This is a genomic window from Ferruginivarius sediminum, from assembly GCF_003344765.1.
Lineage (GTDB): Bacteria > Pseudomonadota > Alphaproteobacteria > Kiloniellales > Rhodovibrionaceae > Ferruginivarius > Ferruginivarius sediminum.
Genome location: NZ_QPMH01000004.1, coordinates 75,984 through 99,420 on the forward strand (window position 1 = coordinate 75,984; position 23,437 = coordinate 99,420).

Sequence of the window (23,437 nt, forward strand, 5' to 3'; positions counted from 1 at the left end):
ATGCGCCGCACCATCGTCATCGACATCGTCGGCCTGACGCCGTCCCTGCTTGGGGAGAACACGCCCAACCTGTCCGCCTTGGCGCGCAAGGGGGCGCTGCGGCCGCTGGACACCGTGACGCCGGCGGTGACCACGACCGTGCAGTCCACCTTCCTGACCGGAGAGGCGCCCGGCGGTCACGGCATCGTCGCCAACGGCTGGTACTTTCACGACCTTGCACAGATCTGGTTCTGGCGGCAGTCGAACCATCTGGTCCAGGGTGAGAAGCTTTGGGACGCGGCGCGCCGGCGCGACCCGTCTTTCACCTGCGCCAACCTGTTCTGGTGGTACAACATGTACTCGGGTGCGGACATCGGCGTGACGCCGCGGCCGATGTACCCGGCCGACGGCCGAAAGATTCCTGACTGCTATGCCGAACCGCCGGAGTTGCGCGACGCGCTGACCCGCAAGTTCGGCCTGTTCCCGCTGTTCCGCTTCTGGGGGCCGGCGACCGACATCGCGGCGAGCGAGTGGATCGTCAATTGCGCACTGGATGTACTCGACAATTACTCGCCCACGCTGTCGCTCGTCTACATTCCGCATCTGGACTATAACCTGCAACGACTTGGGCCCGACCACCCGGACCTCGCCAGGGACCTGAAGGAAGTCGACGACGCCGTCGCGCCGCTTCTGGAGCGGGCCGAGCGCGAGGACATGCAGGTCGTCGTCCTCTCGGAATACGGCATCACGCCGGTCGACAAGCCGGTGCACATCAACCGCGCACTGCGCGAGGCCGGCTTCATCCGAGTCCGCGAGGAATTGGGGCGCGAGCTTCTCGACCCCGGCGCCTCACGAGCCTTTGCCGTCGCGGACCACCAGATCGCGCATGTCTACGTGAAGCATGCCGGCGACGTGCCGGCGGTGCGCGACCTGTTGCAGTCGCTGGACGGCGTGGAGCACGTGCTGGACGAGGCCGGGAAGCGCGATCACGGGCTCGACCATGCACGCTCGGGCAATCTCGTGGCGCTGGCGCGGCAGGACGCGTGGTTCACTTACTACTACTGGCTGGATGACAACCGCTGTCCGGACTTTGCGCCGACGGTGGACATCCACCGCAAGCCCGGGTTCGATCCGGTGGAGTTGTTCTTCGATCCGAAGCTGCCGTCCGCGAAGCTGAGCGTCGGCTGGCGCCTGCTGAAGAAGAAGCTGGGCTTGCGCACCCTGATGGACGTGATCCCGCTGGACGCCACGCTGGTAAAGGGCTCGCACGGCCGCATTACGGACGACCCGCAGGCAGGGCCGCTCTTCCTGTCCTCCCGGCCCGACCTGGTTCCCGAGGGACATGTCGCCGCCACCGGCGTCAAGGATCTGATCCTGCGCCACATTTTCGATGGAGACGAAGGATGAGCGAGGACGACGCCACCGGCCGGCTGAAATCGATCGTCGCGGAATTCGGCGCCGACGGCGGCACGCTGCATGTTCTGGGTAGCGACGGCATGCTGCATCTGACGGCCTATGCACCCGAGATGCCCGCATCGGTGCTTGAAACCATCCGCATCATCCCCGTCGGCAAGGGAATGGCCGGCCTCGCCGTCGAGCGTGCCGCGCCGGTGGATGCCTGCAACATCCAAACCGACGACAGCGGCGATGTCCGCCCGGGCGCGCGCCTGACGGGCCTCAAGGGGGCGATCGTGGTCCCGGTCTTCGATGGCGAGCGCGTGGTGGGCGCGCTGGGAATCGGGAACGTCTACGAGCGCACTTTCACCCAGGACGAGGTGGACCGGCTGCTGGCGGCGGGGCGCGAGTTCGTGGCGCTGTCTGAAAATCATGGATAACAAATAATTAAATCTAAAATTTAAAATAAATTGCATTCAATACTTTATGAATTCAGCCCTTAATCCAAAAGAGGTATGCAGGGGGCGCTGCGTTCGCCGAAGCTGGCAATCCATTGTTATGTTAGGAAATACAAGCTTAACATACTGACATGAATGACATATCTGGCGGGCTCACTGAGCGGGAAGCCTCCGGTACGTGAATCTCGCCACATCGGGTGTGCCTAGTTTGGTGATATTTTAGCAAATGTTTCATTGTCAAAGATTGGAGTTGCCAGACATTTTTTATTTTGTTTATGGGAAAAAGAATTTGCGCGTTTAACTTTTTATTTACATGAACAGGTTGAACTTCTCGCATCCACCCCCGTGGAATGAGGAGAGCAATCATGAAGTTCACGAACGTTATCCAGAACCTTTATCGCGACGAGAGCGGTGCGACGGCCATCGAGTACGGCCTGATTGCCGCGTTGATCGCTGTGGCCATCATCGGCGCTCTGTCGACCCTTGAAGGCGGCCTGAGCAGCATCTTCTCGGGCGTTGGTACCAAACTCAGTACTGAGGCCGGGAATATCTAAGGGCATCCTCAAGCCACCGTACCTGCGGTGGCCTAAGTGCCTAGCGCGGGGGCGGGTGCGGTTGGCCGGTGGTTACACCGCCAACCGTGCCCCGCCCGCGTCGGGCCCTTCGAAGGAACGAAGGCATGAGCGTCGACCCGCAGCTTGCACTTCCAATCATCCTGTTCGCAGTCGCTCTTGTCTGGGCGGCGGGGCAGGATGTGTGGGCGCGGCGCATACCGAACTACGTCACCGGCGCCATTGCGTTGCTTGCACCATTGGGTTGGCTCACCGGCGGCATGCCGGGGGCTTGGTGGGAGGTTCCCACGCTGGCTTTTGCCGTGCTGGCCGTCGGGACGGTGCTTTTCGCCCGGGGCTGGGTCGGCGGCGGCGACGTCAAACTCGCCACGGCCAGCATGTTGTGGGCGGGATCGGCTTACGGCCTGTCATTCCTTCTGATCTCGGCGCTGGCCGGTGGGGCGCTGGCGCTGGTGTACATCGTTCGCCCCTATGTCGCACTGACAGTACCTGGCCTGCAGACCGGCGGCGAGGCGGACAGCGTCCCTTACGGGGTTGCTTTCGCCGCCGGCGGCCTGTGGGTCGCACATCGCCTGTTAGCCGGGTGATCGCAGCGGGCGGGAGGTTATGAAATGCGCCTACGTTTCCTCGTACTGATCGTGCTTTCGCTGGTGGTTGCCGGCGGCGCGGCGTACATGACGCAGACCTACCTGCGCTCCGAGCGGGAGGCCATGGCGAAGCCAACGCCCGAGCCGGAGCCAAGGGAACTGAGCACCAAGGTCCTGGTTGCCGCCAGCGACCTCGCGGCCGGAACCATCCTGAACAAGAGCCACTTGCGCTGGCAGCCGTGGCCTGAGGAGGGTGTCACCGACACCTACATCGTCAAGCAGGCGAACCCCGACCATAAGGTCGAGGGTGCCGTGGTCCGGCAATCCCTCGCGCGTGGCGAGCCCTTGACCGAGATGCGCATCGTCCGTCCAGGCGACCGCGGTTTCCTGGCGGCGATGCTAACGCCCGGCAAGCGGGCGATCTCCGTCCCGGTGAACGCGACGTCCGGGATTTCGGGGCTGGTGTTTCCCGGCGACCGCGTCGACATCGTCCTGACGCACACCGTCGACAAAGAGCAAAGCACCACCGGATCGAAGCGTCAGGCCAGCGAAACGGTGCTGCACGACATCCGCGTTCTCGCACTCGACCAGCGCACCGACGATCAGGACGGTAAGCGGATCGTGGCCAAGACCGCCACGGTCGAGGTGACGCCCAAGCAGGCCGAGAAGGTGTCGCTCGCCAAGCAACTTGGCAACCTCTCGCTCGTCCTTCGCCCCGTGGCGCGCGACGGCGAGCCCGACACGAAGGGCCTGACTTTCACGGTCGACAGCGAGATCAGCGCCGTCGTCGGCACGCCGCGCCGCCGGGCCACCGGTCCGAAGGTGAAGGTGGTGCGCGGCGGCGAGACCGAAGAGCTCAGCTTCTAGGAGACATGGATGATGCGCCGAATCAGCCTCATCTGCCTGACGGTCCTGGCGGTTCTCGTCGCGGCTCCCGCGGCGCGGGCGCTGGATGTCGTCGGCACCGGCGATCAGACCGTCGAGCTGGAGCGGAACAAGGGCGTTCTGGTTCGCCTGCAGCGCAATCTTGCCAGTGTATTCGTGGCCGATCCGGAAGTTGCGGACGTCCAGGTGAAATCGCCCAAGCTTGTCTATGTGTTCGGCAAGAAGGTGGGCGAGACCACGTTGTTCGCTGTCGACGGCAATGACAACGTCGTAGTCAGCGAGCGTGTGCGTGTGCGCCATAACCTGACTGGTCTGCGCGACGCGCTCAGTTCCATCGATCCGGCGCAGCCCATCGAGGTGGAAGCGGTGAACGGCGCGCTCGTGCTGCGCGGGACCGTTCCCTCGGCCGAGGCCGCGGAGAACGCACGCCGCATCGCGCTGCAGTTTGCCGAAGAAGGCAACATCATCAACCGGCTGCAGGTGACGGGGCCGACCCAGGTCAATATCCGCGTCCGCGTCGCCGAGGTCTCGCGCACCCTCAGCAAGGATTTCGGTGTGCGCTGGCAGAATCTTACGGCGGACCTTGGCGGAGGCGATATCCTGTCTTTCGCCGGTGGCAGCCTGACCGGGCAAATTGGTTCGTATGCAACGCTGTTCGATATCAATAACGGCGACTTCTCGACCGAGACGATCCTGGACGTGCTTTCGCAAGAGGGCTTGGTCTCGATCCTGGCCGAGCCGAACCTGACCGCCATGTCGGGTGAGCAAGCGGCGTTCCTCGCCGGTGGCGAGTTTCCAATCCCCGTGGACCAGGACGACGACGGGATCACGGTCGAATTCAAAGAATTCGGCGTACGTCTGGCGATTACGCCGGTCATCCTGGGCGATGGCCGGATCAGCCTTGCTGTCGCGCCTGAGGTCAGTGAGCTCAATTTCACCGACGGCGTTGCGCTGGGCACCAGCGGCATCCGTATCCCGGCGCTCAACACCCGCCGGGTCTCGACGACTGTGGAACTGGCAAGCGGCCAAAGCTTTGCCATCGCCGGCCTTCTGCAGAAGACGAGCAGCCACGACATCGACAGGCTGCCCGGCCTGGGAGACCTCCCTGTCCTGGGTGCGCTGTTCCGCTCGGATTCCTTCCAGCAGGGCGAGACGGAACTGGCAATCATTGTCACCCCTTACATCGTCGAGCCGACGTCCTCGAAGGAAATGGCGTTGCCGACGGACGGCCTGACGCCGCCGAACGACATGGAGCGGATCCTGTTCGGCCGGATGTACGGCGAGAGCTCGGCCAAGCGCCTGGCGGCCGAGGAGAAGCTGGGCGGGCGTAAGCTCGCGGGTCCCGTCGGGTTCATGCTGGAATAGAGGAGAGCCGTCGCCATGAAACGCATTCCCACCGGGATTCTCAGTGCGGCCATCGCCATCGCGGTCGCCGGCTGCGGCCTCGACAAACCGCCGCCGACCGAGGTGGCGCCGCAAAAGAACCGCGTGCAGGTCGAACGGATGCTGTATCGCCACCTGGTCGATTTCGCCGGCAATTCCAGCGAACCGACTGCGGGCGAGCGCGAGGCCCTACGCCGCTTCCTGCAGGAAACAGGCGCCGACCGGGATGCCACCGTGGTGGTCACCGCGACTGACGGTCCCCTGGCACAGCAGCGTCGCCGGGTCATCCTGCGCCTGCTGCGTGGCATGGGCTTCCGCCCGCGTCCGGAGGATCCACTTCTCGATCCCCGGCCGGAGACGGGCGGCGATGTGCTGGTCCGCGTGGCGAGCTATCATGCGATCCCCCCGGACTGCCCGGACCACTCCCGAACGCGGATCGGCGATTACTACAACCTGCCGACAAGCAATTTCGGCTGCGCGACGACCCGCAATCTGGGTCTGATGGTCGCAAACCCCCGCGACCTTCTTCGCGGCCGCGACCTGGCACCGGCGGATGCCGAGCGTCATGCGTGGACCGTCGAAAGGTATCGCAGTGGCGTGGAGCCGGACGAGATCTGGTTCGGAAAAGAGGGCGAAATCGAATTCGAGGAGCGTAAACCCTGGGGTCACGAGGAGTGATCGGCCATGAGCGTCGCAGAGGATCAGACACTGTATTCGGAGCTGGACGAAGAGCCGCGCGAGGCATTCGCCGCCTTCGTCTGCGACGATGAAACCCATTCAGCCGCCGTCGCTCTTGCCGGGCGCCGCGGCTGGCCCAAGGGCGAGGTGCAGCATGGCGGCATGGCCGCGGCACTGCGCCAGCTCGGCGTCGTGGCCGCGCCGGAGATCATGCTGATCGATGTCTCCGACGCCTCCGAGCCCGCGCAGGCCCTTGACGGCCTGTCCGAACTGGCGGGCGAGGCGCGGGTACTGGCGGTCGGCACGCAGAACGACGTCGGCCTGTTCCGCCAGATGCTGGAAGCCGGCGCGGCCGACTACCTGGTCAAGCCCGTGACGGCGGAGGCACTGGACGAGGCGGTCAAGCGGATCGAGCAGGCGGGCGCGACCGGACAGGCGCCGACGCCGGCCAGGCGCGGGCGCTGCATCGCCTTTGTCGGTGCGCGCGGCGGGGTCGGCGCGACCACCCTGGCCGCCAACATCGCGTGGATGATCGCCGAGGAACGCGAACGCCGCGTCGGGTTGATCGATCTGGATCTACAGTTCGGCACGCTCGCGCTCAGCTTCGATGTCGAGGCAGGCCCGGGCCTGCGTGAGGCTTTGGAGGATCCGGACCGGGTCGACGAGCTGTTTCTCTCGCGCGCGATGACCAGCATCGGCGAGCGGCTCAGCGTGCTGGCCAGCGAAGAGCCGGTGGACGACGCGCCGCACGTCGTGGGGCAGGCCGTTCCCAAGCTGCTGGAGAGTTTGCGGGAGCGCTCCGACCTTCTGATCCTCGACGTGCCGCGAAGCCTGTTGGCAAGCCATCCCGATGTGCTGGAACAGGTGACGGATGTCGTCGTGGTCAGCGACCTGACGCTTGCCGGCCTGCGAGACAGCAACCGGCTGCTGCGCTTCCTGAAGGCGCAGGGCGGGAAGGTTCGCACGCACGTCGTCACCAACCGGGTCGGCAAGGCCCTCAAGGGCCAGATCGAGGCGTCCGAGTTCGCGCGCGAACTGGAAGGCGACATGGGCCGCCAGATCACCCTGGATTCCGATTCCATGGCCAAGGCCGCGATGCAGGGCAAGCCGCTGGGCGAAAGCGTGAAGAACGGCAAGTTGCTGAAAGACATGCGCGCGCTGACCGTCGACCTCGTCGGCGAGCCAAGGCGGCGCAGGAAGAGCCTGTTCAGCTTCTCCCGCAAGGCGAAGAAGAAGGCTTAACGGAGTTTGCCGGTGGACGACGGGTACCACGCTCAGGAACCGCTGGAGGACGCCTCCCAGGCGCCTGACGGTGCCGTGGATGCGCCCGCCGAGGCAGCGTCGGGCGACCAGGAGGCGCCGATCCCCTCCGGCACTGGCGATACGCTCGATGAGCGCGTCGTGGCCAAGGTGCGCGAGCGTATCGCCATCGAGGATATCGCCCGGATGTCCAGGCGCGCGCTGGCGCAGACCGTGGGTGGATGCCTGGACGAGGTGCTCGTTGCCGAGGGCCGGGCGCTGGACATGCTGTCCCAGCGCAATCTCGTCACGTCCGTGCTCAACCAACTTGCGATGGAGGCGCGGAGAGCCACGGCCCCGCCGCAGCAGGGAGCGACGAACGGCACGGGCGGTGCGAATGGGGTGCAGGCGCCGTCGGACGGATCGGCGCCGGACGACGGCGAGAACCAGCCGGTTGCGGGCGAGGCCGATGGCGGTCGCGGCCGGCGGAACCGCATCGTTACCGCCAAGACCACGGTGCAGCCGATCATCATGGAGCGTATCGACGTCTCCGTGGCCGCCAGCCTGGAGCCGGACGAGCTGGAGCGCCAGATCGGCGAGATCGTCGCCGAGGTCCTGGTGGAGCAGCGTATCCAGCTGAACCGCTCCGAGCACAAGCAGCTCGTGCGGCTGCTGGTCAACGACATGCTGGGTCTCGGCCCGCTGGAGCCGCTGCTGGCGGACGAGAGCGTCACCGACATCATGGTGAACGGCCCCAAGCAGGTGTATGTCGAGCGCGCGGGCAAGCTGGACCTGACCGACGTCGAGTTCCGCGACAATGCGCATGTCATGAACATCGCCACGCGGATCGTGACCCGCGTCGGCCGGCGTATCGACGAATCCACGCCGCTCGTCGACGCGCGCCTGGAGGACGGCAGTCGCGTCAACATCATCGCACCGCCGCTGGCGATCGACGGCACCTCGATCTCCATCCGCAAGTTCGCGAAGAAGAAGATCACGCTCGACGTGATGGCGCGGCAGAACAACATCTCCGAAGCCGTCGCCTCCGTCCTCAAGATCGCCTCGCGCTGCCGCCTTAACATCCTGATCTCGGGCGGCACCGGTTCCGGTAAGACGACTTTGCTGAACGCCATGTCGCGATTGATCGATCATGGCGAGCGCATCGTGACCATCGAGGACGCCGCCGAGCTGCAACTCCAGCAGCCGCACGTGGTGCGCCTGGAGACCCGTCCGCCCAGCCTGGAAGGCCTGGGTGAGATCACCATGCGCGATCTCGTCAAGAACGCGCTGCGCATGCGCCCCGACCGGATCATCCTGGGCGAGGTGCGCGGCGCCGAGGCGCTGGACATGCTGCAGGCCATGAACACCGGCCACGACGGCTCGATGTGTACGCTGCACGCCAACTCCCCGCGCGAGGCGCTGACCCGCCTGGAGAACATGGTGGCGATGTCGGGCTTCAAGCTGCCGCCGGCGGCCGTGCGAACGCAGATCTCGGATGCCATCAATCTCATCGTGCAGATCAGCCGGATGCGCGATGGTATGCGCCGCGTCGGCAAGGTCAGCGAGGTGATCGGCATGGAAGGCGATGTCATCACAACGCAGGATCTGTTCCACTTCGAATTTGAAGGGGAGGGCAGCGACGGCAAGCTGATCGGTACGTTCCATTCGACCGGCCTGCGCCCGAACTTCTCGCCGAGGGCCGAGTACTTCGGCCTCGGCGATCAGCTCCTGGAGGCAATGGGATGCCGGTAACACCCGAACTGGCGATGGTCGCCGTCTTCATGGGCGTGCTTGTGGTCTTCGGCCTGACCGGCCTGCTGATGGTCCTGTTCGGCGGCGACCGCCAGCGCAAGCGACGCCTGGAACGGGCGGCCGGACACAAAGCGCCCGCGGGTGCCATGAACAAGGCGCAGGCGAGCCTGCGGCGCGATGAGGACGGCGGCGGGCTGTTTGTACAGTTGCTGCGCAAGGCCATCCCAGGCCATCGATCGCTCAGCGCCAAGCTCAGCCGGACCGGATACGACATCTCGATATCGCGCTATCTCACACTTTCCGCCGCCGTTGCGGCGGTTGCCGCCCTGGCGCTCTTCATCGTGCTGAAGGGGCCGATCTGGCTGGTGGTGGCGGGCGGTCTGTTCATCGGCTGGCTGCTGCCCAGGATCACCATCGGCATTCTGGCGGCCCGGCGCGTGAACCGCTTCCTTCTGGAATTGCCGGACGCGATCGATGTCATGGTGCGCGGTCTGAAATCGGGTTTGCCGGTCACTGAGATGATCGACAACGTCGGTCAGGACTTCGAGGGACCGGTCGGGCAGGAGTTCCGCAATATTGCCGATAATATCCGCTTCGGCCGCGCGATCGAGGAAGCCCTATGGAGCGTTGCCGAGCGCCTCGACATTCCGGAGTTCAACTTCCTGGCTATCAGCGTCGGCGTGCAGCGGGAAAGCGGCGGTAATCTGACGGAAACCCTGCGCAACCTCTCAAGCCTGCTGCGCCAGCGTCAGCAGATGCGGCTCAAGGTGAAGGCCCTGTCCTCGGAGGCGCGGGCCAGTGCCTATATCGTCGGCGCCCTGCCATTCATCATGCTGGGCCTGATGTTCCTTCTGAACGCCGAATACATCGGACGGCTGTTCGAGGATCCGCGCGGCCACTGGATGCTGGGCGGTGCGCTTGCCAGTGAGATGTTCGGCGCCTTCGTCATGTTCAAAATGGTGCGGTTCGAGATATGACCGAGTTGATCGCATTCGCGCAGAGCCCCATTGCGCTGATCTCGTTCGCAGTCGGCTTCAGCATTTTCGGTGTCGTATTTGCCGCCACGGTCGGTGCCGCGGGACGGCAGGAGCGTCTGGCGCGTATCCGCTCGGTCGCCGCGCGCAGCCAGCAGGGGCGGCCGCGTCGTGGCGGCGCGGGCTCCAACGACGACGTGATGGCGCTGATCAGGCGCGTCGTACAGAAGTTCAATGTCGTCAAGGACCGGCAGGGGCAGGCGTTGGCCGAGAAGATGGCCCGCGCGGGCTGGCGCTCGCGCGATGCGGTGACGCTCTATCTGTTCGCCAAGCTTTCGCTACCGCTTCTACTGGCTCTCGTTGCGCTGGCGTTTCTCTTTGGCGTGAAAGATTACGGACTGCCGATGATAATGCGTCTTGGCATCGTCATCGCGGCCGGCCTGATCGGGAGTTACCTGCCCGAGCTGGTTGTCAGGAACCAGACACAAAAGCGCAACAACAGCATGCGCAAGGCGCTGCCCGACGCTTTGGACCTTCTGGTCATTTGCGCGGAGGCGGGGCTCAGCCTGGATGCCGCGCTGAGCCGCGTGGCGCGCGAGATCGCGCCCGCCAGCCGCCAGCTTGCCGACGAATTGGGCCTCACGATCCTGGAGCTGCGGTTCATGCCGGACCGCCGGCAGGCCCTGGAGAATCTTGCCAAGCGTGTGGACCTCAAGGCCATTCAGGCCCTGGTCAACACACTGTTCCAGACCGAGAAGTTCGGTACGCCACTGGCCCAGGCGCTGCGTGTGCTCTCCGCCGAGATGCGCAGCGAGCGTATGCTACGGGCCGAAGAGAAGGCCGCTCGGCTGCCGGCGATCATGACCGTGCCGCTGATCATGTTCATCCTGCCGGCGCTTTTCATCGTTCTCATAGGCTCGGCCATCCTCGATGTCGGCGACGCCATGAGCGGGTTCTAGCCGGTCGGATCAACTGGCCAACAGGACGAAGATCGTCGCTGGCTCACCCCTGACACGAACGGGAACGCGGCGCTCCTCCCTGAAGCCGGCGGCCTTGGCGGCATCTGCCAGCATTTCGGCGTCACCGGCCAGGAGCACCGCGCGAAAGCCGTCGGGCTTGGCCAGTCGCCGCATCTCGGACAGCAGGTCTCGATAGAGCGCGCGGTTTTCGACCGGGTCGCCGAACTGCTTGCCGAACGGCAAGTTGGCCAGTACGAGGCTGATGTCGTCGTCCGGCAGCTCGCAGGTCCGCCCATCACCTTGGGCGATATGTGCCTGGTCGATCTGCGCAAGGTTCCGCCTGGCCGTCTTCACCGCCTTCGGATCCATGTCGACGCCGTGGAAGGTGGCGTGGGGTGCATAGGCCGCCGTCTCGGCCAGCAACGTGCCGCTGCCGCAGACGGGGTCGAGGATGACGTCGCCTGGGTCCGGTCTCGCCAGGAAGGCCATGGCGGCGGCGATCGTGGGCGGCAGGCTGCCCTCGCGCTCTTCCTTCCGCTCGGCGCGGCCGCTGGCTTCGGCGGCAAGCCGCGCCGGCCGGCAGACGTAGTACACCTGCTCTATGCAGAAGACGAAGAGCGGCTTCTCCGCGGCCTCGTCAAGGCGCACGCCCCGGCGGGTGAGTTCCTTGCCGAGCCAGCGGCCAAGGTCATGGCGATTGAAGTGGCGTCCCTCGGCTGTCACCACGATACGCCGGCGTATGCCCTCGTTGCGAAGCTGCTGCGCCAGACGGTCGATCTGGCTGTCCGAGATCTTGTACCGGCCATAGATCAGGCAGCGATGGACCTCTTCCGCGATGCGCAGATCATCCGGCTTAGGCGCCCGCTGCAGACGCGGCAGAAACAGCAGGTCATGATTGCGTTGCCACAATGCATCGGCCCTGTCGCCGTGGCGTAATAGCTTGTCGAAGCGCAGTTCCGCCTGCAGCACGCGGGCCAGGCCGGGGGCGCAGCGCAGCACCCAGGATTCGCCCTGGACGGCCGTTGCCTTGCGGGCTTGACGGGTCGGGGCGGTCTTGCGGGCGGTGGCGGCCTTTGCCTTGGCGCGGGGTTTGGACATGCCGGGGGCTGTGGCAGATTTCCGGGCGCCTGGCAAGCCGGGGCAACGCGAATAGCTGCCGCGTCGTCTTAATGAAGGTGTGCGAGGAACGATAAAGGAGACCAAGCATGGGCGGGGAGCCGCTGAAGCCCAAGGATCTGCACTGGCGCTGCGAGCCCGGCGAGATGGGCTTTACCACCACGGATGAACTGGACGACCTGACCGGCATGATTGGCCAGGACCGCGCCATCGAGGCGCTCCACTTCGGCATCGGCATGCCGCGCGCGGGTTACAACATCTACGCCCTGGGGCCGGAGGGCCTGCACAAGCACAGCATCGTCCGCCATCATCTGGAGGCCGAGGCTGCAAAGCACGACGTGCCTCCGGACCTCTGCTACGTCAATAACTTCGACGAACCCTACAAACCTTACGTCATCAAGCTGCCGGCGGGCCGTGGAAGCGCGTTCAAAGAGGATACCGAGCAGCTTGTCCATGAACTCTCCGATGCGTTGCGCGCCGCCTTCGAGACCGACGAGTACCGCACGCGCCGCCAGATGATCGAGCAGGAGCTGAAGGAGAAGCACGAGCAAGCCATCTCGGAGGTGGAGGAGGAAGCCAGCGAAAGAGGCATTGCCTTGCAGCGCACGCCGATGGGCTTCGCCTTCGCGCCGGCGCGCAATAACCAGGTGATGTCCGGCGAGGACTTCCACGAGCTTCCCGAGGACGAGCAGAACCGCATCCGCGAAGAGATCGAGCGGCTGCAGGAGCGCCTGCAGGAGGCGCTACGCCACACGCCGGACTGGGTGAAGCAAACGCGCGAAAAGGTGCGCGAGCTGAACGAGCACACGGCGTCTTACGCGGTGGGCCATCTGATTGAGGCACTGAAGCGCAAGTACGACCCCCTGGAAAGCGTGCAGTCCCATCTTGAGCGGGTTCGAAGCGACATCATCGACAACGTCGGCACCATTCTCGCCGCCGCGCAGCAGCAACAGCAGGGCGGGCCGCAGATGGGGCCGGCGGCCGTCATCGGTCAGCAGGCCGAGCAGCTTATGCGGCGTTATCAGGTGAACCTGCTGGTCGATAATTCGGCACTCGAGCAGGCGCCCGTCGTCTACGAGGACGACCCGGCTTTCGAGCGGCTGATCGGCCGCATCGAGCACCGCTCGGAGATGGGCGCGTTGACCACGGACTTCCACCTGATTCGGCCAGGCGCGCTGCATCGCGCGAACGGCGGCTACCTGGTGGTGGACGCGCTGAAGCTGCTGACCAAGCCGATGGCCTGGGAAGGCCTGAAGCGCGCGTTGCGGGCGCGGGAGATCCGCATCGAATCGCCGTATCAGGCGCTGGGCCTGTTCGCCACGGTATCGCTGGAGCCCGAGCCGATTCCCCTCGACCTCAAGGTCGTGGTCGTGGGCGAGCGCAGGCTCTACTACCTGCTCAGCGAATTGGATCCCGAATTCCAGGACCTGTTCAAGGTCGCGGCCGACTTCGACGAGCACACCGATCTGACGGAAGAGAGCCGCGCGCTCTATGCGCGCATGATCGCGACGCTGGTGCGCAAGAACGAGCTTGCCCCGTTCTCGGCCGACGGTGTGGCCCGGGTGCTGGCGCACGCCGCACGGCTGGCGGGTGACCGCGCCAAGCTGTCGATGCACGTGGAGGGTATCGCCGACCTCTTGCGCGAAGCCGACTACCAGGCTCGTGTCAACGGCAGCAATCCAATCGGGGCGGGTGAGGTCGAGGCCGCCATCGCCGCCAGGGAGCGCCGCCTAGGCCGGGTGCGCGAGCGTATGCAGGAGGAGATTACTCGCGGTACCATACTGATCGACACCGACGCGACCGCCGTGGGGCAGATCAACGCGCTGACCGTGCTCATCCTGGGCGGCTTCTCGTTCGGTCGGCCGACGCGGGTGACGGCGCGCGCCGGGCTGGGCCGGGGCAACGTCGTCGATATCGAGCGCGAGGTCGAGCTTGGCGGGCCGATCCACTCGAAAGGCGTGCTGATCCTCAGCGGCTTCCTCTCGGAACGTTTCGCGCGGGAGCGGCCGCTGTCGCTGTCGGCCAGCCTGGTGTTCGAGCAGTCATATTCCGGGGTTGAGGGCGACAGCGCCTCGCTCGCGGAGCTTCTCACGCTGCTCTCGGCCGTCGGCGGGCAGCCGCTGCGCCAGGATCTGGCCGTGACCGGCTCGGTCAACCAGCACGGACGCGTGCAGCCGATTGGCGGTGTCAACGAGAAGATCGAGGGCTTTTTCGATACCTGCGAGGCGCGCGGGTTGACCGGGCGTCAGGGCGTCGTGGTGCCTCAATCCAACGTCAAGCACCTGATGCTGCACAAGCGCGTTCTGGATGCGGTCGCACAGGGGAAGTTCCATATCTACGCCGTCGCCAGCGTGGACGAAGCGTTGGAGCTGTTCACCGGCGAACCGGCGGGCGAGGCGGACAGCGAAGGCCGGTTTCCGACCGATACGGTTAACGGCCGGGTGCAGGCGCGGCTCGATGCGCTGGCCGACAAGCGCCGCGATTTCGGCCTGCCGATAACCGGCGGGCGGGGCCAGCAGGGCCAGGATTGAATGGAGGGCGCCTGAAATGGCACGACGTATCCTGGTTGCGATCGACAGCCGAGAGCTGGGCGCGCGCTTGCTGGATGTGGCGGCGCGGCTGGCCGCAGGGCGAAAGGCGGAACTTATCGGCCTTTACGTCGAGGAAACCGAGTTCCTGAACGCTGCCAATCTGCCGTTCACCAAGGTGTTCTCGCCCAGCGGCGGCGGCTGGCAGGCGCTCGAACCCCATGCGATGGAGCGTGCCTTGCGCAGCCGCGCCAGCGAATTGCAGCAGGAGTTGGAAAGGCTCGCGGTGCGCTGGGAGCTTCCCTGGAGCTTCCGGACCGAGCGCGGCGGGCCTGGCGAGCATGTCATCGCCGCCGCCGGTGGCGCCGAGCTTGTCGTGCTGGGCCGCAGCAATCGCGGTGGACCGGCGCGTCTGGGGCGCACTGCGCGCCGGGCGGTGGCCGAGTGCCATGTGCCCGTCCTGGTCTTGGGCCCGGACGCGGAGCTGCCGGTTCGGGTGACGGCGTTCTATGCCGGTGGTGAGGACGTGCTTGAGGCGGCGCGGGAGCTTTCGGCGGTGTTCGCGCGGCCGTTGGCGGTCGCCGTTCTGGCGGACGACACGGAAACGGCCGACCGTCTCAAGAAACAGGCCATGGCGTGGCTTCAGGAGCGGAAGCTCAACGCGGCGATGCAGGTCGTCAATCCGAACGATCGACACGCGCTGAACCTGGCTCTGAGCGGTCGCTCGCCTGGACTGTCCGTGGTGCCCGCGGGCGGCGGCGAAGGCGGGACGGACCTTGACGCCCTGTTGGACGTGCTGGAAGGACCAGTCCTTGTCATTCGCAGTTGATGCGTAGTAGGTTAAAATCGCTGTCCGATTGTAGCGGGGTCGGCTTTCCGCCATTGCGGCAGCCAGACACCGGTGCCGCACCTTGATACACGAAATTTTCACCTTTGTGGCAGGCAACTCAAGGAAGGATTGTGGGTCGCGCCCTTGGGGGCCTGCGGGTGGGTTTCGTGAATGTCGGGTGCGGCACCGGGCTGATCGCACGTCCTGCAACAATAGCCGGCGCAATAACGGCCGGACTCTCTTGCAAGCCGCGCAATTCCGGCTGTTTAGAACGTCATAGAACTCCCGGACCGGGAAAAACCATACAGACAGCGACTCGACAACACACCGGCTGCCAGCGGATGGCTAAGGCAAAACATCAAATATCCTCCCCACAAGGATATTTGGCCCGAAGGCCGGAAGTTACATTTTGCTAGACCACCTCAACCTGGCTGCGATCTAACGTTGTAATACCCCTAGCACCGGGCGCCGCACGGTGCAAGTCAAGATGCAATCCAATCAATTATTTTCACGTCACACTAGCCGGCGCGTGAGGCGGCCGGCGGAAAATATCACGAGTGCTTGAGGATGTCTGCGCCGCCCAAACCGCCGCCCGACAGACCCAAGTGGCGTGGCGTGCGTTTAAGCGGTGAAGGGGCACTCTTGCCCCCAACCCTGGACGGAGGGCCTTGGATGGCTCATCGCGATACGATCACGCTGTTCCTGTGCGGCGACATTATGACGGGGCGGGGAATCGACCAGATTCTGCCGCATCCGGCCCGGCCCGATCTGCACGAGCCGTACGTCCATTCCGCCCTCGATTATCTGCGCCTCGCGGAAGCGCATTGCGGGCCTATCGAGCGCCCGGTCGGCTTCGCCTACGTCTGGGGTATGGCGCTGGATGAACTGGTCCGTGTCGACCCCGATGCCAGGATCGTCAACCTGGAAACCGCTGTAACCCGCTGCGAGGACTGGGACGACAAGGGTATCAACTATCGCATGAACCCGGCGAATGTCGGCGTGCTGACGGCCGCGCGGCTGGACTGCTGCGTGCTGGCGAATAATCACGTGCTGGATTGGGGGCGCTGCGGGCTTGAGGAAACCTTGAGCACGCTGCGGGGGGCCGGACTGAGGGCGGCGGGGGCCGGCATGGACAGCGGCCAGGCGTCGAAGCCGGCGGAGATCCCCCTTGCAGGAGGTGGCCGTGTGCTGACGTTCGCCTATGCCCTGCCGAGCAGCGGGGTTCCGGGCTGGTGGGCGGCCCGGGCGGATCGGCCGGGCATGAACTTCCTGCCGGCCCTGGACGATGCCGCTCTTGGCCGGGTCAGGGCGGACGTGCGTGCTTCCAGGCGGCCGGAAGATTTTGTCGTCGTCTCGCTGCACTGGGGTGGCAACTTCGACTTCGATATTCCGGACGCGCAGCGAGGCTTCGCCCATGCCCTCATAGACGAAGTCGGCACGGACGTGGTTCACGGCCACTCCTCCCATCACGTCAAGGGCATCGAGGTGTATCGTAACCGCCCGATCTTCTATGGCTGCGGCGATTTCCTGAACGACTACGAGGGCATCGAGGGCATCGGGGCGACATTCCGCGACGACCTGACATGCATGTACTTCCCGGTCATGCGTCGTGACGGCGGGGGGCTTGCGACGTGCAAGCTGACTCCGCTCAGGATGCGCCGGTTTCGACTCGGGTACCCGGACGAAACGGATTTCGAATGGCTTCGGGAAACGCTTCGTCGGGAATGCGCGCGGTTTGGCGTTGGTGTGGACGAAGGGGACGGCCACCGCTTATCGCTGCGGTGGTCGTGACAGCCGCACAGCTCCAGGCAGGAGGGGGCTGGGATCACATAAGCCGGTCGGTACCCTTGTCGGGTACGGATTCGGCCACCACAAGTTCTTCCATCATCTCCACCAGACAACGGCCTCCTTCGCCGCCGCAGGCCGGACAGTGCTGGGCAACCGTCTCGCGCTGGTCGCTGGCAAGTCGATTCAGCGCCTCGCAATCGCTTTGTGGCGCCTGTTCAAGGTCCAGGGTGTCGAAAGCGTATGCCCGCTCCGCGTATGCCATTTCGTATTCCCCCTCAGCACGCCTATATTCGCGTTGTTTTCGTTCCGCCAACTGTGCGTAATAGGTACTCTACGGGTTCTCGCATGTTTCACAACAATGAATTGATTGTAGTATCCGAAATAAGCACGGAATGTTATACAATCGACAATAAGTTATCCGATCCCGCCCCTAAAGACTGGAGGAGGACTTACCCGGAAGGGGTAAGCCATTCTTGCTCTAGCGTCGGGGGGGACTGTGCGTTTAAATAGTTTTGGCTCCGCAGTCCCCCCTTGCGCCCCCAAGTGTGCGGAGCCGGCGGATCACGACGCTGCGACACCCGGTGACCGCCATACCCGGCCCCCGCGATGACCTCATCAGGTTCGCGGGGGCCTTTTTACGGGGCGCCCGACCGGACCACCGGCTCGCGAGCATCGAGGGGGAGGGGAGGAAGATGAGGGGGCCGACGCCGCGCCAGTACACCTTTGGCGAATTCCGCCCCAAGGTCGATATCGCGGAGGACGGCGGCTGCTATCACGTGACCGCCGAGTTGCCGGGGGTGCGCGCCGAGGATCTGGCGATCGACTTCTCTGGCAACACACTGATCATATCGGGGGAAAAGAAACCACATCCGGACGAGCCCGACGACGTCTACCATCGGGAACGGGCGTGGGGCACATTCCAGCGGGCCCTGACGTTCGCCCAGCAGATCGATGAAAACGGTATTGATGCGGTGTTCGTGGAAGGTGAACTACGGGTTCGCCTGCCCAAAACGGGAAGCGGCAAGGCCAAGGTGGTTCGAATCCCGGTGCGCGGAGCCTGAATCGCCGCCGTTTCCGATCCAGTCCGGTTAGGGTTACTGGTTCATCATCTCGAAGAACTCGTCGTTGTTCTTCGTTTTCCGCAGCTTATCCAGCAGGAACTCCATCGCGTCCATCGAGCCCATCGGCTGCAGGATACGGCGCAGCACAACCATCTTGTTCAGCCGGTTGTCGCTGATCAGCAGTTCCTCGCGGCGGGTGCCGGACGGGCCGACGTTGATTGCCGGGAATGTGCGCTTGTCAGCGAGCTTGCGGTCGAGGACGATCTCGGAGTTGCCGGTGCCCTTGAACTCCTCGAATATGACCTCGTCCATTCGGCTGCCGGTGTCGACCAGCGCGGTGCCGATAATGGTGAGGGAGCCGCCTTCCTCGATGTTACGCGCGGCGCCGAAGAAACGCTTGGGCCGCTGCAGGGCGTTCGCGTCCACGCCACCGGTAAGCACCTTGCCGGAAGACGGGACGACGGTGTTGTAGGCCCGGCCCAGGCGCGTGATCGAGTCCAGCAGGATGACGACATCCTTCTTCGCCTCGACAAGCCGGCGCGCCTTTTGCAGCACCATCTCGGTCACCTGCACGTGACGCTGCGCCGGCTCGTCGAAGGTGGAGGAGACAACCTCGCCCTTCACCGAGCGGGCCATGTCGGTGACCTCCTCCGGCCGCTCGTCGATCAGCAGGACGATCAGGTAGCATTCCGGGTGGTTGGTCTCGATAGCGCGCGCCAGGTTCTGTAGGATCATGGTCTTGCCGGCGCGCGGCGGCGACACGATCAGCGCGCGCTGTCCCTTGCCCAGTGGGGCCACCAGGTCGATCACCCGGTTGGTGACGTCCTTCTGGCCGGACATCTCCAGGTGCAGCTTCTCCTGCGGGTAAAGCGGCGTCAGGTTGTCGAAGTTGATGCGATGGCGAAGCTGCTCCGGCTGGTCGAAGTTGACGGCGTTGACTTTCAGCAGCGCGAAATACCGCTCGCCCTTGTTCGGCGACCTGATCTCCCCTTCGACGGTGTCGCCGGTCCTCAGGCCGAAGCGGCGAATCTGCGAGGGGCTGACATAGATGTCGTCGGGGCCCGGAAGGTAGTTACTCTCCGGCGAGCGCAGGAAGCCGAAGCCGTCCTGCATGATCTCGAGCACGCCGGAGCCGTAGATCGAGATGTCCTGTTGCGCGAGCTTTTCCAGGATCGCGAACATCATCTCCTGCTTGCGCAGGGCGCTTGCGTTCTCGATATCCAGCTCTTCCGCATACGCGAGGAGGTCTGCCGGCGATTTGGCCTTCAGGTCTTGCAGGTTCATGGACTGTCGCTGTCGCAGATTGCCGTGGGAAACAAAACGGACGGCCGGCGTCGGGGGCCGGGAATGTCGTGTTCTTGGATTGGAGTCAGGATGAGTTGCCGACTGCTTAAGTTTTGCCGGTCGTTGCCGGAAAACGCAAGCCTTTATATGCGCTTGTGCAAATTCGGCGTGAAGAGTGGCCGAGACAAGAAAACGCGTCTAGCGCGGCAAAGCGGGGGAACCGCGGGAAGGAAGCCCACCCGGCTACAGGTTCGTGCCGGGCGTTGAACGGCCCGCGAATCGGAGGCCGAACGCGCGTTTGCCGCGGCCGGCGGGAGCCCCCTTCGCCGCCGGGCGGGAAGGGGGCTCGCCAAAGCCTTAGTTCTTCGTCTTGTCGACCAGCTTGCCCTCGGCCAGCCACGGCATCATGCCGCGCAGCTTCTCGCCGACCTGCTCGATGTCGTGCTCGGCCCAGCGGCGGCGCTCGGCCTTGAAGTTCGGCTGCCCGGCCTGGCACTCCAGCACCCAGTTGCGGGCGAATTCGCCGGACTGGATCTCCTCCAGCACCTTCTTCATCTCCGCCTTCACTTGCGGGGAGACGATGCGCTTGCCGCTCTGGTAGTCGCCGTATTCGGCCGTGTTGGAGATCGAGTAGCGCACGTTCTGAAGGCCGCCCTCGTACATCAGGTCGACGATCAGCTTCACCTCGTGCAGGCACTCGAAGTAGGCCATCTCGGGCGCGTAGCCGGCCTCGACCAGCGTCTCGTAGCCGGCGGCGACCAGCGCCGACAGGCCGCCGCAAAGCACCGCCTGCTCACCGAAGAGGTCGGTCTCGCACTCCTCGCGGAAGGTCGTCTCGATGACGCCCGCCCGGCCGGAGCCGATGGCACAGGCATAGCTGAGGCCGATCTCGTGCGCGTTGCCGCTGGCGTTCTGCTCAATGGCCAGCAGCGAGGGCACGCCCGCGCCGCGGCTGTACTCGCTACGCACCAGATGGCCGGGGCCCTTCGGCGCCACCATGAAGACGTCCAGGTCCGGGCGCGGCTCGATCAGCTTGAAGTGGATGTTGAAGCCGTGTGCGAAGGCCAGCGCGGCGTTCTCGCGCATGTTCGGCGCCAGATGGTCGCGGTACAGGTCGGCCTGCAACTCATCCGGGGTCAGCACCATGACCACGTCGGCCCACTTGGCGGCGTCGTCGGGGGTGGCGACCTCCAGGCCGGCGTTCTTCACCTTCTCGGCCGTCTTGGAGCCGGGCCGCAGGGCGACACGCACCTGGTCGGCGCCGCTTTCCTTCAGATTGTTGGCATGGGCATGGCCCTGGCTGCCATAGCCGACGACGGCGACCTTCTTGCCCTTGATCAGGTTCACGTCGGCGTCGCGATCGTAATAGACTCGCATCAGGTGGTTCCCCTATTGGCTTTGTTTGTCCCTGCGCCGTCGGCCGCTGGCAGCCGCGGCGGCTTTTCCGCTCCAGTTCTAGAGCCCCTTCGCCCCGCGCTGTATTGCCACCACGCCGGTGCGGGAGACATCCACGAGGCCTAGCGGGCGCATGAGCTGGATGAAGGCGTCGAGCTTGTCGGTCTTGCCGGTCATCTCGAAGACGAAGTGCTCGTGGCTGGCATCGACCACCTTGGCCTTGAAGATATCGGCGATGCGCAGCGATTCGACACGCTTCTCCCCGGCGCCGAAGACCTTCACCAGCGCCAGCTCTCGCTCGACGTACGGGCCGATCCGGGTGAGGTCGGAGACCTTGTGCACCGGCACAAGGCGGCCGAGCTGCGCCTTGATCTGCTCCAGGATCATCGGCGTGCCGCTTGTGACCACGGTGATCCGCGACAGCCGGTTCTCCGGATCGACCTCGGTCACGGTCAGGCTTTCGATGTTATAGCCGCGCCCGGAAAACAGGCCGATGACGCGCGCCAGGACGCCCGGTTCGTTATCCACCAGGACGGCGATGGTGCGTTTCTCGGTATGCGTCTGGGCGCGCAGTTCTTCCGGTGAGTTCGCCATAGTCGATGCCCGCTGTCATGGCCAGGCCGGCATGCGGGGTGCGGCCGGCCAGTGTTGAAAGGGAGAGAAAAGGGGCCGGGACGGCCGCGTCAACGCAAAAAAGCGCTTTCGCGCAAACGCGGCGCCGCCCGGCATGATCCGCCGGCCTCAGACCAGGACCATGCCCTCCTCGGAGACAGGCTTCTCCGTCCGGTCGCCGGGGCCGAGCAGCATCTCGTTGTGTGCCGCGCCCGAGGGAATCATCGGGAAGCAGTTCTCGACCTGGTCGACGCAGCAGTCGAAGATCACCGGCTTCGGCGTCGCCAGCATCTCCCGGATCTTGTCGTCCAGCTCGCCCGGCTTGGTCGCGCGGATGCCGACGGCACCGTAAGCCTCCGCCAACTTGACGAAGTCGGGCAGGCTGTCGGTGTAGCTTTCGGAATAGCGTTCGCCATGCAGCAGTTCCTGCCACTGCCGGACCATGCCCATCCACTGGTTGTTGACGATGAATACCTTCACCGGCAGCCGGTACTGCGCGAGCGTCGACATCTCCTGCATGTTCATCAGAATCGACGCCTCGCCGGCCACGTCGATCACCAGCGCACCCGGATGCGCCACCTGCACGCCCATGGCGGCGGGCAGGCCATAGCCCATGGTGCCGAGCCCGCCGGAGGTCATCCAGCGATTGGGGCGGTTGAACTTGAAGAACTGCGCGGCCCACATCTGGTGCTGCCCGACCTCGGTGGTGATGTAGAGGTCTTCGTATTCCTTGGTGAGCTCGTACAGGCGCTTGATCGCGTGCTGTGGCTTGATCACGTCGCCGGTCTGCTCGAAGCGCAGGCAGTCGCGGGCGCGCCACTGGTCGATCTGCTTCCACCACTCCGCCAGCGCGTCCGCGTCCAACTTGTGCATACGCTCGTTCCAGACGGCGATGATCTCTTCCAGCACCTCGGCCACGTCGCCGACGATCGGGATGTCGACCACCACGTTCTTGTTGATCGAACTGGGGTCGATGTCGATCTGGATCTTCGTCGAGTTGGGCGAGAATGCCGAGAGTCTGCCCGTCACCCGGTCGTCGAAGCGCGCGCCGACGGCAATCATGACGTCGCAGCCGTGCATCGCCATGTTCGCCTCGTACGTCCCGTGCATGCCCAGCATGCCCAGGAAGTGCGGGTCGTCGCCCGGGAACGCGCCCAGACCCATCAGCGTGTTGGTTATCGGCACGCCCGTCGCGTGGGTCAGGTGGGCCAGCAACTCCGCCGCGCGGGGGCCGGAATTGATGACGCCGCCGCCGGCATAGATGATCGGCTTGCGCGCGCGGGCCAGTGCCTCGACCGCCGCCTCGATCTGCGGGCGCTCGCCCTTGGTCTGCGGGTTGTAGCTGCGGTGCTGCACTTCTTCCTTCGGCAGGTAGGCGCCGAGGGCCTGCAACACGTCCTTGGGCAGGTCGACCACGACCGGCCCCGGCCGGCCGGAGCGCGCGACATAGAACGCCTCGTGCATGATCCGGGGCAGGTCCTCGACCGACTTCACCAGGTAGTTGTGCTTGGTGCAAGGCCGGGTGATGCCGGTGGTGTCCGCCTCCTGGAACGCGTCGTTCCCGATCAGGTGCGTGGGCACCTGTCCGGTCAGGCAAACCACCGGGATCGAGTCCATCAGCGCATCGGTCAGGCCGGTGACGGCGTTGGTGGCACCGGGACCCGAGGTCACGAGCGTCACCCCGACCTTGCCGGTGGAGCGGGCATAGCCCTCCGCCGCGTGGACCGCAGCCTGTTCGTGGCGCACCAGGATGTGGCGGAGCGAGTTCTGCTGAAAGAGCGCGTCGTAGATCGGAAGGACCGCGCCGCCCGGATACCCGAAAACCGTGTCGACACCTTGGTCCACCAGGGCCTTGATGACGATCTCCGCACCGGACAATTGCTCGGTCGACATAACTCTATCCTTCGCTTCCGCGGTTGCGCTCTTCCGGTTGCCGTCCTCCAGCGCTGCCGCCCCATTCACA

The 23,437-nt window shown here is 65.0% G+C and carries 21 protein-coding genes; 15 read left to right on the forward strand and 6 right to left on the reverse strand.

Annotated elements, in window-relative coordinates:
• From DRB17_RS05855 to DRB17_RS05905, 11 genes are all read left to right on the forward strand, one after another.
• Complete coding sequence (locus tag DRB17_RS05855) at positions 1 to 1,386, forward strand: alkaline phosphatase family protein (protein WP_114581260.1); 1,386 nt, start codon at positions 1 to 3, stop codon at positions 1,384 to 1,386.
• The gene (locus DRB17_RS05860) at positions 1,383 to 1,814 is read left to right on the forward strand and encodes a GAF domain-containing protein (protein WP_114581261.1); all 432 of its coding nucleotides are present in this window, start codon (positions 1,383 to 1,385) and stop codon (positions 1,812 to 1,814) included. The genes DRB17_RS05855 and DRB17_RS05860 overlap by 4 nt, the downstream gene beginning before the upstream one ends.
• 383 nt (positions 1,815 to 2,197) lie before the next feature.
• On the forward strand, positions 2,198 to 2,386 hold the full coding sequence (locus DRB17_RS05865) for a Flp family type IVb pilin (RefSeq protein WP_114581262.1): 189 nt from the start codon (positions 2,198 to 2,200) through the stop codon (positions 2,384 to 2,386).
• A gap of 125 nt (positions 2,387 to 2,511) precedes the next feature.
• Positions 2,512 to 2,991 (forward strand): A24 family peptidase, encoded by a 480-nt coding sequence (locus DRB17_RS05870; RefSeq protein WP_114581263.1) that lies wholly within the window; start codon positions 2,512 to 2,514, stop codon positions 2,989 to 2,991.
• 24 nt (positions 2,992 to 3,015) lie between these two features.
• Positions 3,016 to 3,858 (forward strand): Flp pilus assembly protein CpaB, encoded by an 843-nt coding sequence (gene cpaB, locus DRB17_RS05875; protein ID WP_114581264.1) that lies wholly within the window; start codon positions 3,016 to 3,018, stop codon positions 3,856 to 3,858.
• A gap of 9 nt (positions 3,859 to 3,867) precedes the next feature.
• Entirely contained in the window at positions 3,868 to 5,241 is a 1,374-nt protein-coding gene (locus DRB17_RS05880; RefSeq protein ID WP_114581265.1) for a type II and III secretion system protein family protein, read from the forward strand.
• A 15-nt stretch (positions 5,242 to 5,256) separates the two neighbouring features.
• Complete coding sequence (locus DRB17_RS05885) at positions 5,257 to 5,937, forward strand: CpaD family pilus assembly lipoprotein (protein ID WP_114581266.1); 681 nt, start codon at positions 5,257 to 5,259, stop codon at positions 5,935 to 5,937.
• Between the two features lie 6 nt (positions 5,938 to 5,943).
• The gene (locus tag DRB17_RS05890; RefSeq protein WP_114581267.1) at positions 5,944 to 7,179 is read left to right on the forward strand and encodes a CpaE/TadZ family protein; all 1,236 of its coding nucleotides are present in this window, start codon (positions 5,944 to 5,946) and stop codon (positions 7,177 to 7,179) included.
• Positions 7,180 to 7,191: 12 nt separating this feature from the next.
• Positions 7,192 to 8,928: a TadA family conjugal transfer-associated ATPase gene (locus DRB17_RS05895; protein ID WP_338322689.1), complete on the forward strand. Its 1,737-nt coding sequence runs from the start codon at positions 7,192 to 7,194 to the stop codon at positions 8,926 to 8,928.
• The gene (locus DRB17_RS05900) at positions 8,919 to 9,905 is read left to right on the forward strand and encodes a type II secretion system F family protein (protein ID WP_114581268.1); all 987 of its coding nucleotides are present in this window, start codon (positions 8,919 to 8,921) and stop codon (positions 9,903 to 9,905) included. The genes DRB17_RS05895 and DRB17_RS05900 overlap by 10 nt, the downstream gene beginning before the upstream one ends.
• A complete protein-coding gene (locus DRB17_RS05905; protein ID WP_114581269.1) occupies positions 9,902 to 10,861 on the forward strand; it encodes a type II secretion system F family protein in 960 nt (319 codons plus the stop codon). The genes DRB17_RS05900 and DRB17_RS05905 overlap by 4 nt, the downstream gene beginning before the upstream one ends.
• Positions 10,862 to 10,870: 9 nt before the next feature.
• On the opposite strand, the gene DRB17_RS05910 is transcribed toward DRB17_RS05905, so the two are convergent.
• Positions 10,871 to 11,959, reverse strand: coding sequence for a TRM11 family SAM-dependent methyltransferase (locus DRB17_RS05910; protein ID WP_114581270.1), 1,089 nt, complete (start codon positions 11,957 to 11,959; stop codon positions 10,871 to 10,873).
• Between the two features lie 107 nt (positions 11,960 to 12,066).
• Here DRB17_RS05910 and DRB17_RS05915 point away from each other — a divergent pair, with 107 nt between their 5' ends.
• The 3 genes from DRB17_RS05915 (at position 12,067) to DRB17_RS05925 (ending at position 17,125) form a co-directional block, all read left to right on the forward strand.
• A complete protein-coding gene (locus DRB17_RS05915; protein WP_114581271.1) occupies positions 12,067 to 14,508 on the forward strand; it encodes a Lon protease family protein in 2,442 nt (813 codons plus the stop codon).
• 16 nt (positions 14,509 to 14,524) lie between these two features.
• On the forward strand, positions 14,525 to 15,334 hold the full coding sequence (locus tag DRB17_RS05920; RefSeq protein WP_114581272.1) for a universal stress protein: 810 nt from the start codon (positions 14,525 to 14,527) through the stop codon (positions 15,332 to 15,334).
• A 672-nt stretch (positions 15,335 to 16,006) separates the two neighbouring features.
• On the forward strand, positions 16,007 to 17,125 hold the full coding sequence (locus DRB17_RS05925) for a CapA family protein (protein ID WP_114581273.1): 1,119 nt from the start codon (positions 16,007 to 16,009) through the stop codon (positions 17,123 to 17,125).
• Positions 17,126 to 17,159: 34 nt separating this feature from the next.
• Here the strand turns inward: DRB17_RS05925 and DRB17_RS05930 are convergent, their stop codons facing one another.
• Positions 17,160 to 17,384, reverse strand: coding sequence for a hypothetical protein (locus tag DRB17_RS05930; RefSeq protein WP_114581274.1), 225 nt, complete (start codon positions 17,382 to 17,384; stop codon positions 17,160 to 17,162).
• Positions 17,385 to 17,814: 430 nt separating this feature from the next.
• On the opposite strand from DRB17_RS05930, the gene DRB17_RS05935 reads away from it, so the two are divergent.
• Positions 17,815 to 18,183: an Hsp20/alpha crystallin family protein gene (locus tag DRB17_RS05935; protein ID WP_114581275.1), complete on the forward strand. Its 369-nt coding sequence runs from the start codon at positions 17,815 to 17,817 to the stop codon at positions 18,181 to 18,183.
• A 33-nt stretch (positions 18,184 to 18,216) separates the two neighbouring features.
• On the opposite strand, the gene rho is transcribed toward DRB17_RS05935, so the two are convergent.
• The 4 genes from rho to DRB17_RS05955 form a co-directional block, all read right to left on the reverse strand.
• Positions 18,217 to 19,467, reverse strand: a complete 1,251-nt coding sequence (gene rho, locus DRB17_RS05940) for a transcription termination factor Rho (protein WP_114581276.1) — start codon at positions 19,465 to 19,467, stop codon at positions 18,217 to 18,219.
• A gap of 357 nt (positions 19,468 to 19,824) precedes the next feature.
• Positions 19,825 to 20,844, reverse strand: a complete 1,020-nt coding sequence (gene ilvC / locus DRB17_RS05945; protein ID WP_114581277.1) for a ketol-acid reductoisomerase — start codon at positions 20,842 to 20,844, stop codon at positions 19,825 to 19,827.
• Between the two features lie 78 nt (positions 20,845 to 20,922).
• Complete coding sequence (gene ilvN / locus DRB17_RS05950) at positions 20,923 to 21,456, reverse strand: acetolactate synthase small subunit (protein WP_114581278.1); 534 nt, start codon at positions 21,454 to 21,456, stop codon at positions 20,923 to 20,925.
• 147 nt (positions 21,457 to 21,603) lie between these two features.
• Entirely contained in the window at positions 21,604 to 23,367 is a 1,764-nt protein-coding gene (locus DRB17_RS05955; protein WP_114581279.1) for an acetolactate synthase 3 large subunit, read from the reverse strand.
• Between the last annotated feature and the right edge of the window lie 70 nt (positions 23,368 to 23,437).

Bases quoted from the DNA above. Each gene is read 5' to 3' on its own strand.
- DRB17_RS05905 (WP_114581269.1), top strand. From the start codon at position 9,902: ATGACCGAGTTGATCGCATTCGCGCAGAGCCCCATTGCGCTGATCTCG.
- DRB17_RS05955 (WP_114581279.1), bottom strand. From the start codon at position 23,367: ATGTCGACCGAGCAATTGTCCGGTGCGGAGATCGTCATCAAGGCCCTG.
- DRB17_RS05900 (WP_114581268.1), top strand. From the start codon at position 8,919: ATGCCGGTAACACCCGAACTGGCGATGGTCGCCGTCTTCATGGGCGTG.
- rho (WP_114581276.1), bottom strand. From the start codon at position 19,467: ATGAACCTGCAAGACCTGAAGGCCAAATCGCCGGCAGACCTCCTCGCG.
- DRB17_RS05920 (WP_114581272.1), top strand. From the start codon at position 14,525: ATGGCACGACGTATCCTGGTTGCGATCGACAGCCGAGAGCTGGGCGCG.
- DRB17_RS05860 (WP_114581261.1), top strand. From the start codon at position 1,383: ATGAGCGAGGACGACGCCACCGGCCGGCTGAAATCGATCGTCGCGGAA.
- DRB17_RS05855 (WP_114581260.1), top strand. From the start codon at position 1: ATGCGCCGCACCATCGTCATCGACATCGTCGGCCTGACGCCGTCCCTG.
- DRB17_RS05925 (WP_114581273.1), top strand. From the start codon at position 16,007: ATGGCTCATCGCGATACGATCACGCTGTTCCTGTGCGGCGACATTATG.
- DRB17_RS05865 (WP_114581262.1), top strand. From the start codon at position 2,198: ATGAAGTTCACGAACGTTATCCAGAACCTTTATCGCGACGAGAGCGGT.
- DRB17_RS05935 (WP_114581275.1), top strand. From the start codon at position 17,815: ATGAGGGGGCCGACGCCGCGCCAGTACACCTTTGGCGAATTCCGCCCC.
- DRB17_RS05880 (WP_114581265.1), top strand. From the start codon at position 3,868: ATGATGCGCCGAATCAGCCTCATCTGCCTGACGGTCCTGGCGGTTCTC.
- ilvN (WP_114581278.1), bottom strand. From the start codon at position 21,456: ATGGCGAACTCACCGGAAGAACTGCGCGCCCAGACGCATACCGAGAAA.
- DRB17_RS05930 (WP_114581274.1), bottom strand. From the start codon at position 17,384: ATGGCATACGCGGAGCGGGCATACGCTTTCGACACCCTGGACCTTGAA.
- ilvC (WP_114581277.1), bottom strand. From the start codon at position 20,844: ATGCGAGTCTATTACGATCGCGACGCCGACGTGAACCTGATCAAGGGC.
- DRB17_RS05915 (WP_114581271.1), top strand. From the start codon at position 12,067: ATGGGCGGGGAGCCGCTGAAGCCCAAGGATCTGCACTGGCGCTGCGAG.
- DRB17_RS05870 (WP_114581263.1), top strand. From the start codon at position 2,512: ATGAGCGTCGACCCGCAGCTTGCACTTCCAATCATCCTGTTCGCAGTC.
- DRB17_RS05890 (WP_114581267.1), top strand. From the start codon at position 5,944: ATGAGCGTCGCAGAGGATCAGACACTGTATTCGGAGCTGGACGAAGAG.
- DRB17_RS05885 (WP_114581266.1), top strand. From the start codon at position 5,257: ATGAAACGCATTCCCACCGGGATTCTCAGTGCGGCCATCGCCATCGCG.
- cpaB (WP_114581264.1), top strand. From the start codon at position 3,016: ATGCGCCTACGTTTCCTCGTACTGATCGTGCTTTCGCTGGTGGTTGCC.
- DRB17_RS05910 (WP_114581270.1), bottom strand. From the start codon at position 11,959: ATGTCCAAACCCCGCGCCAAGGCAAAGGCCGCCACCGCCCGCAAGACC.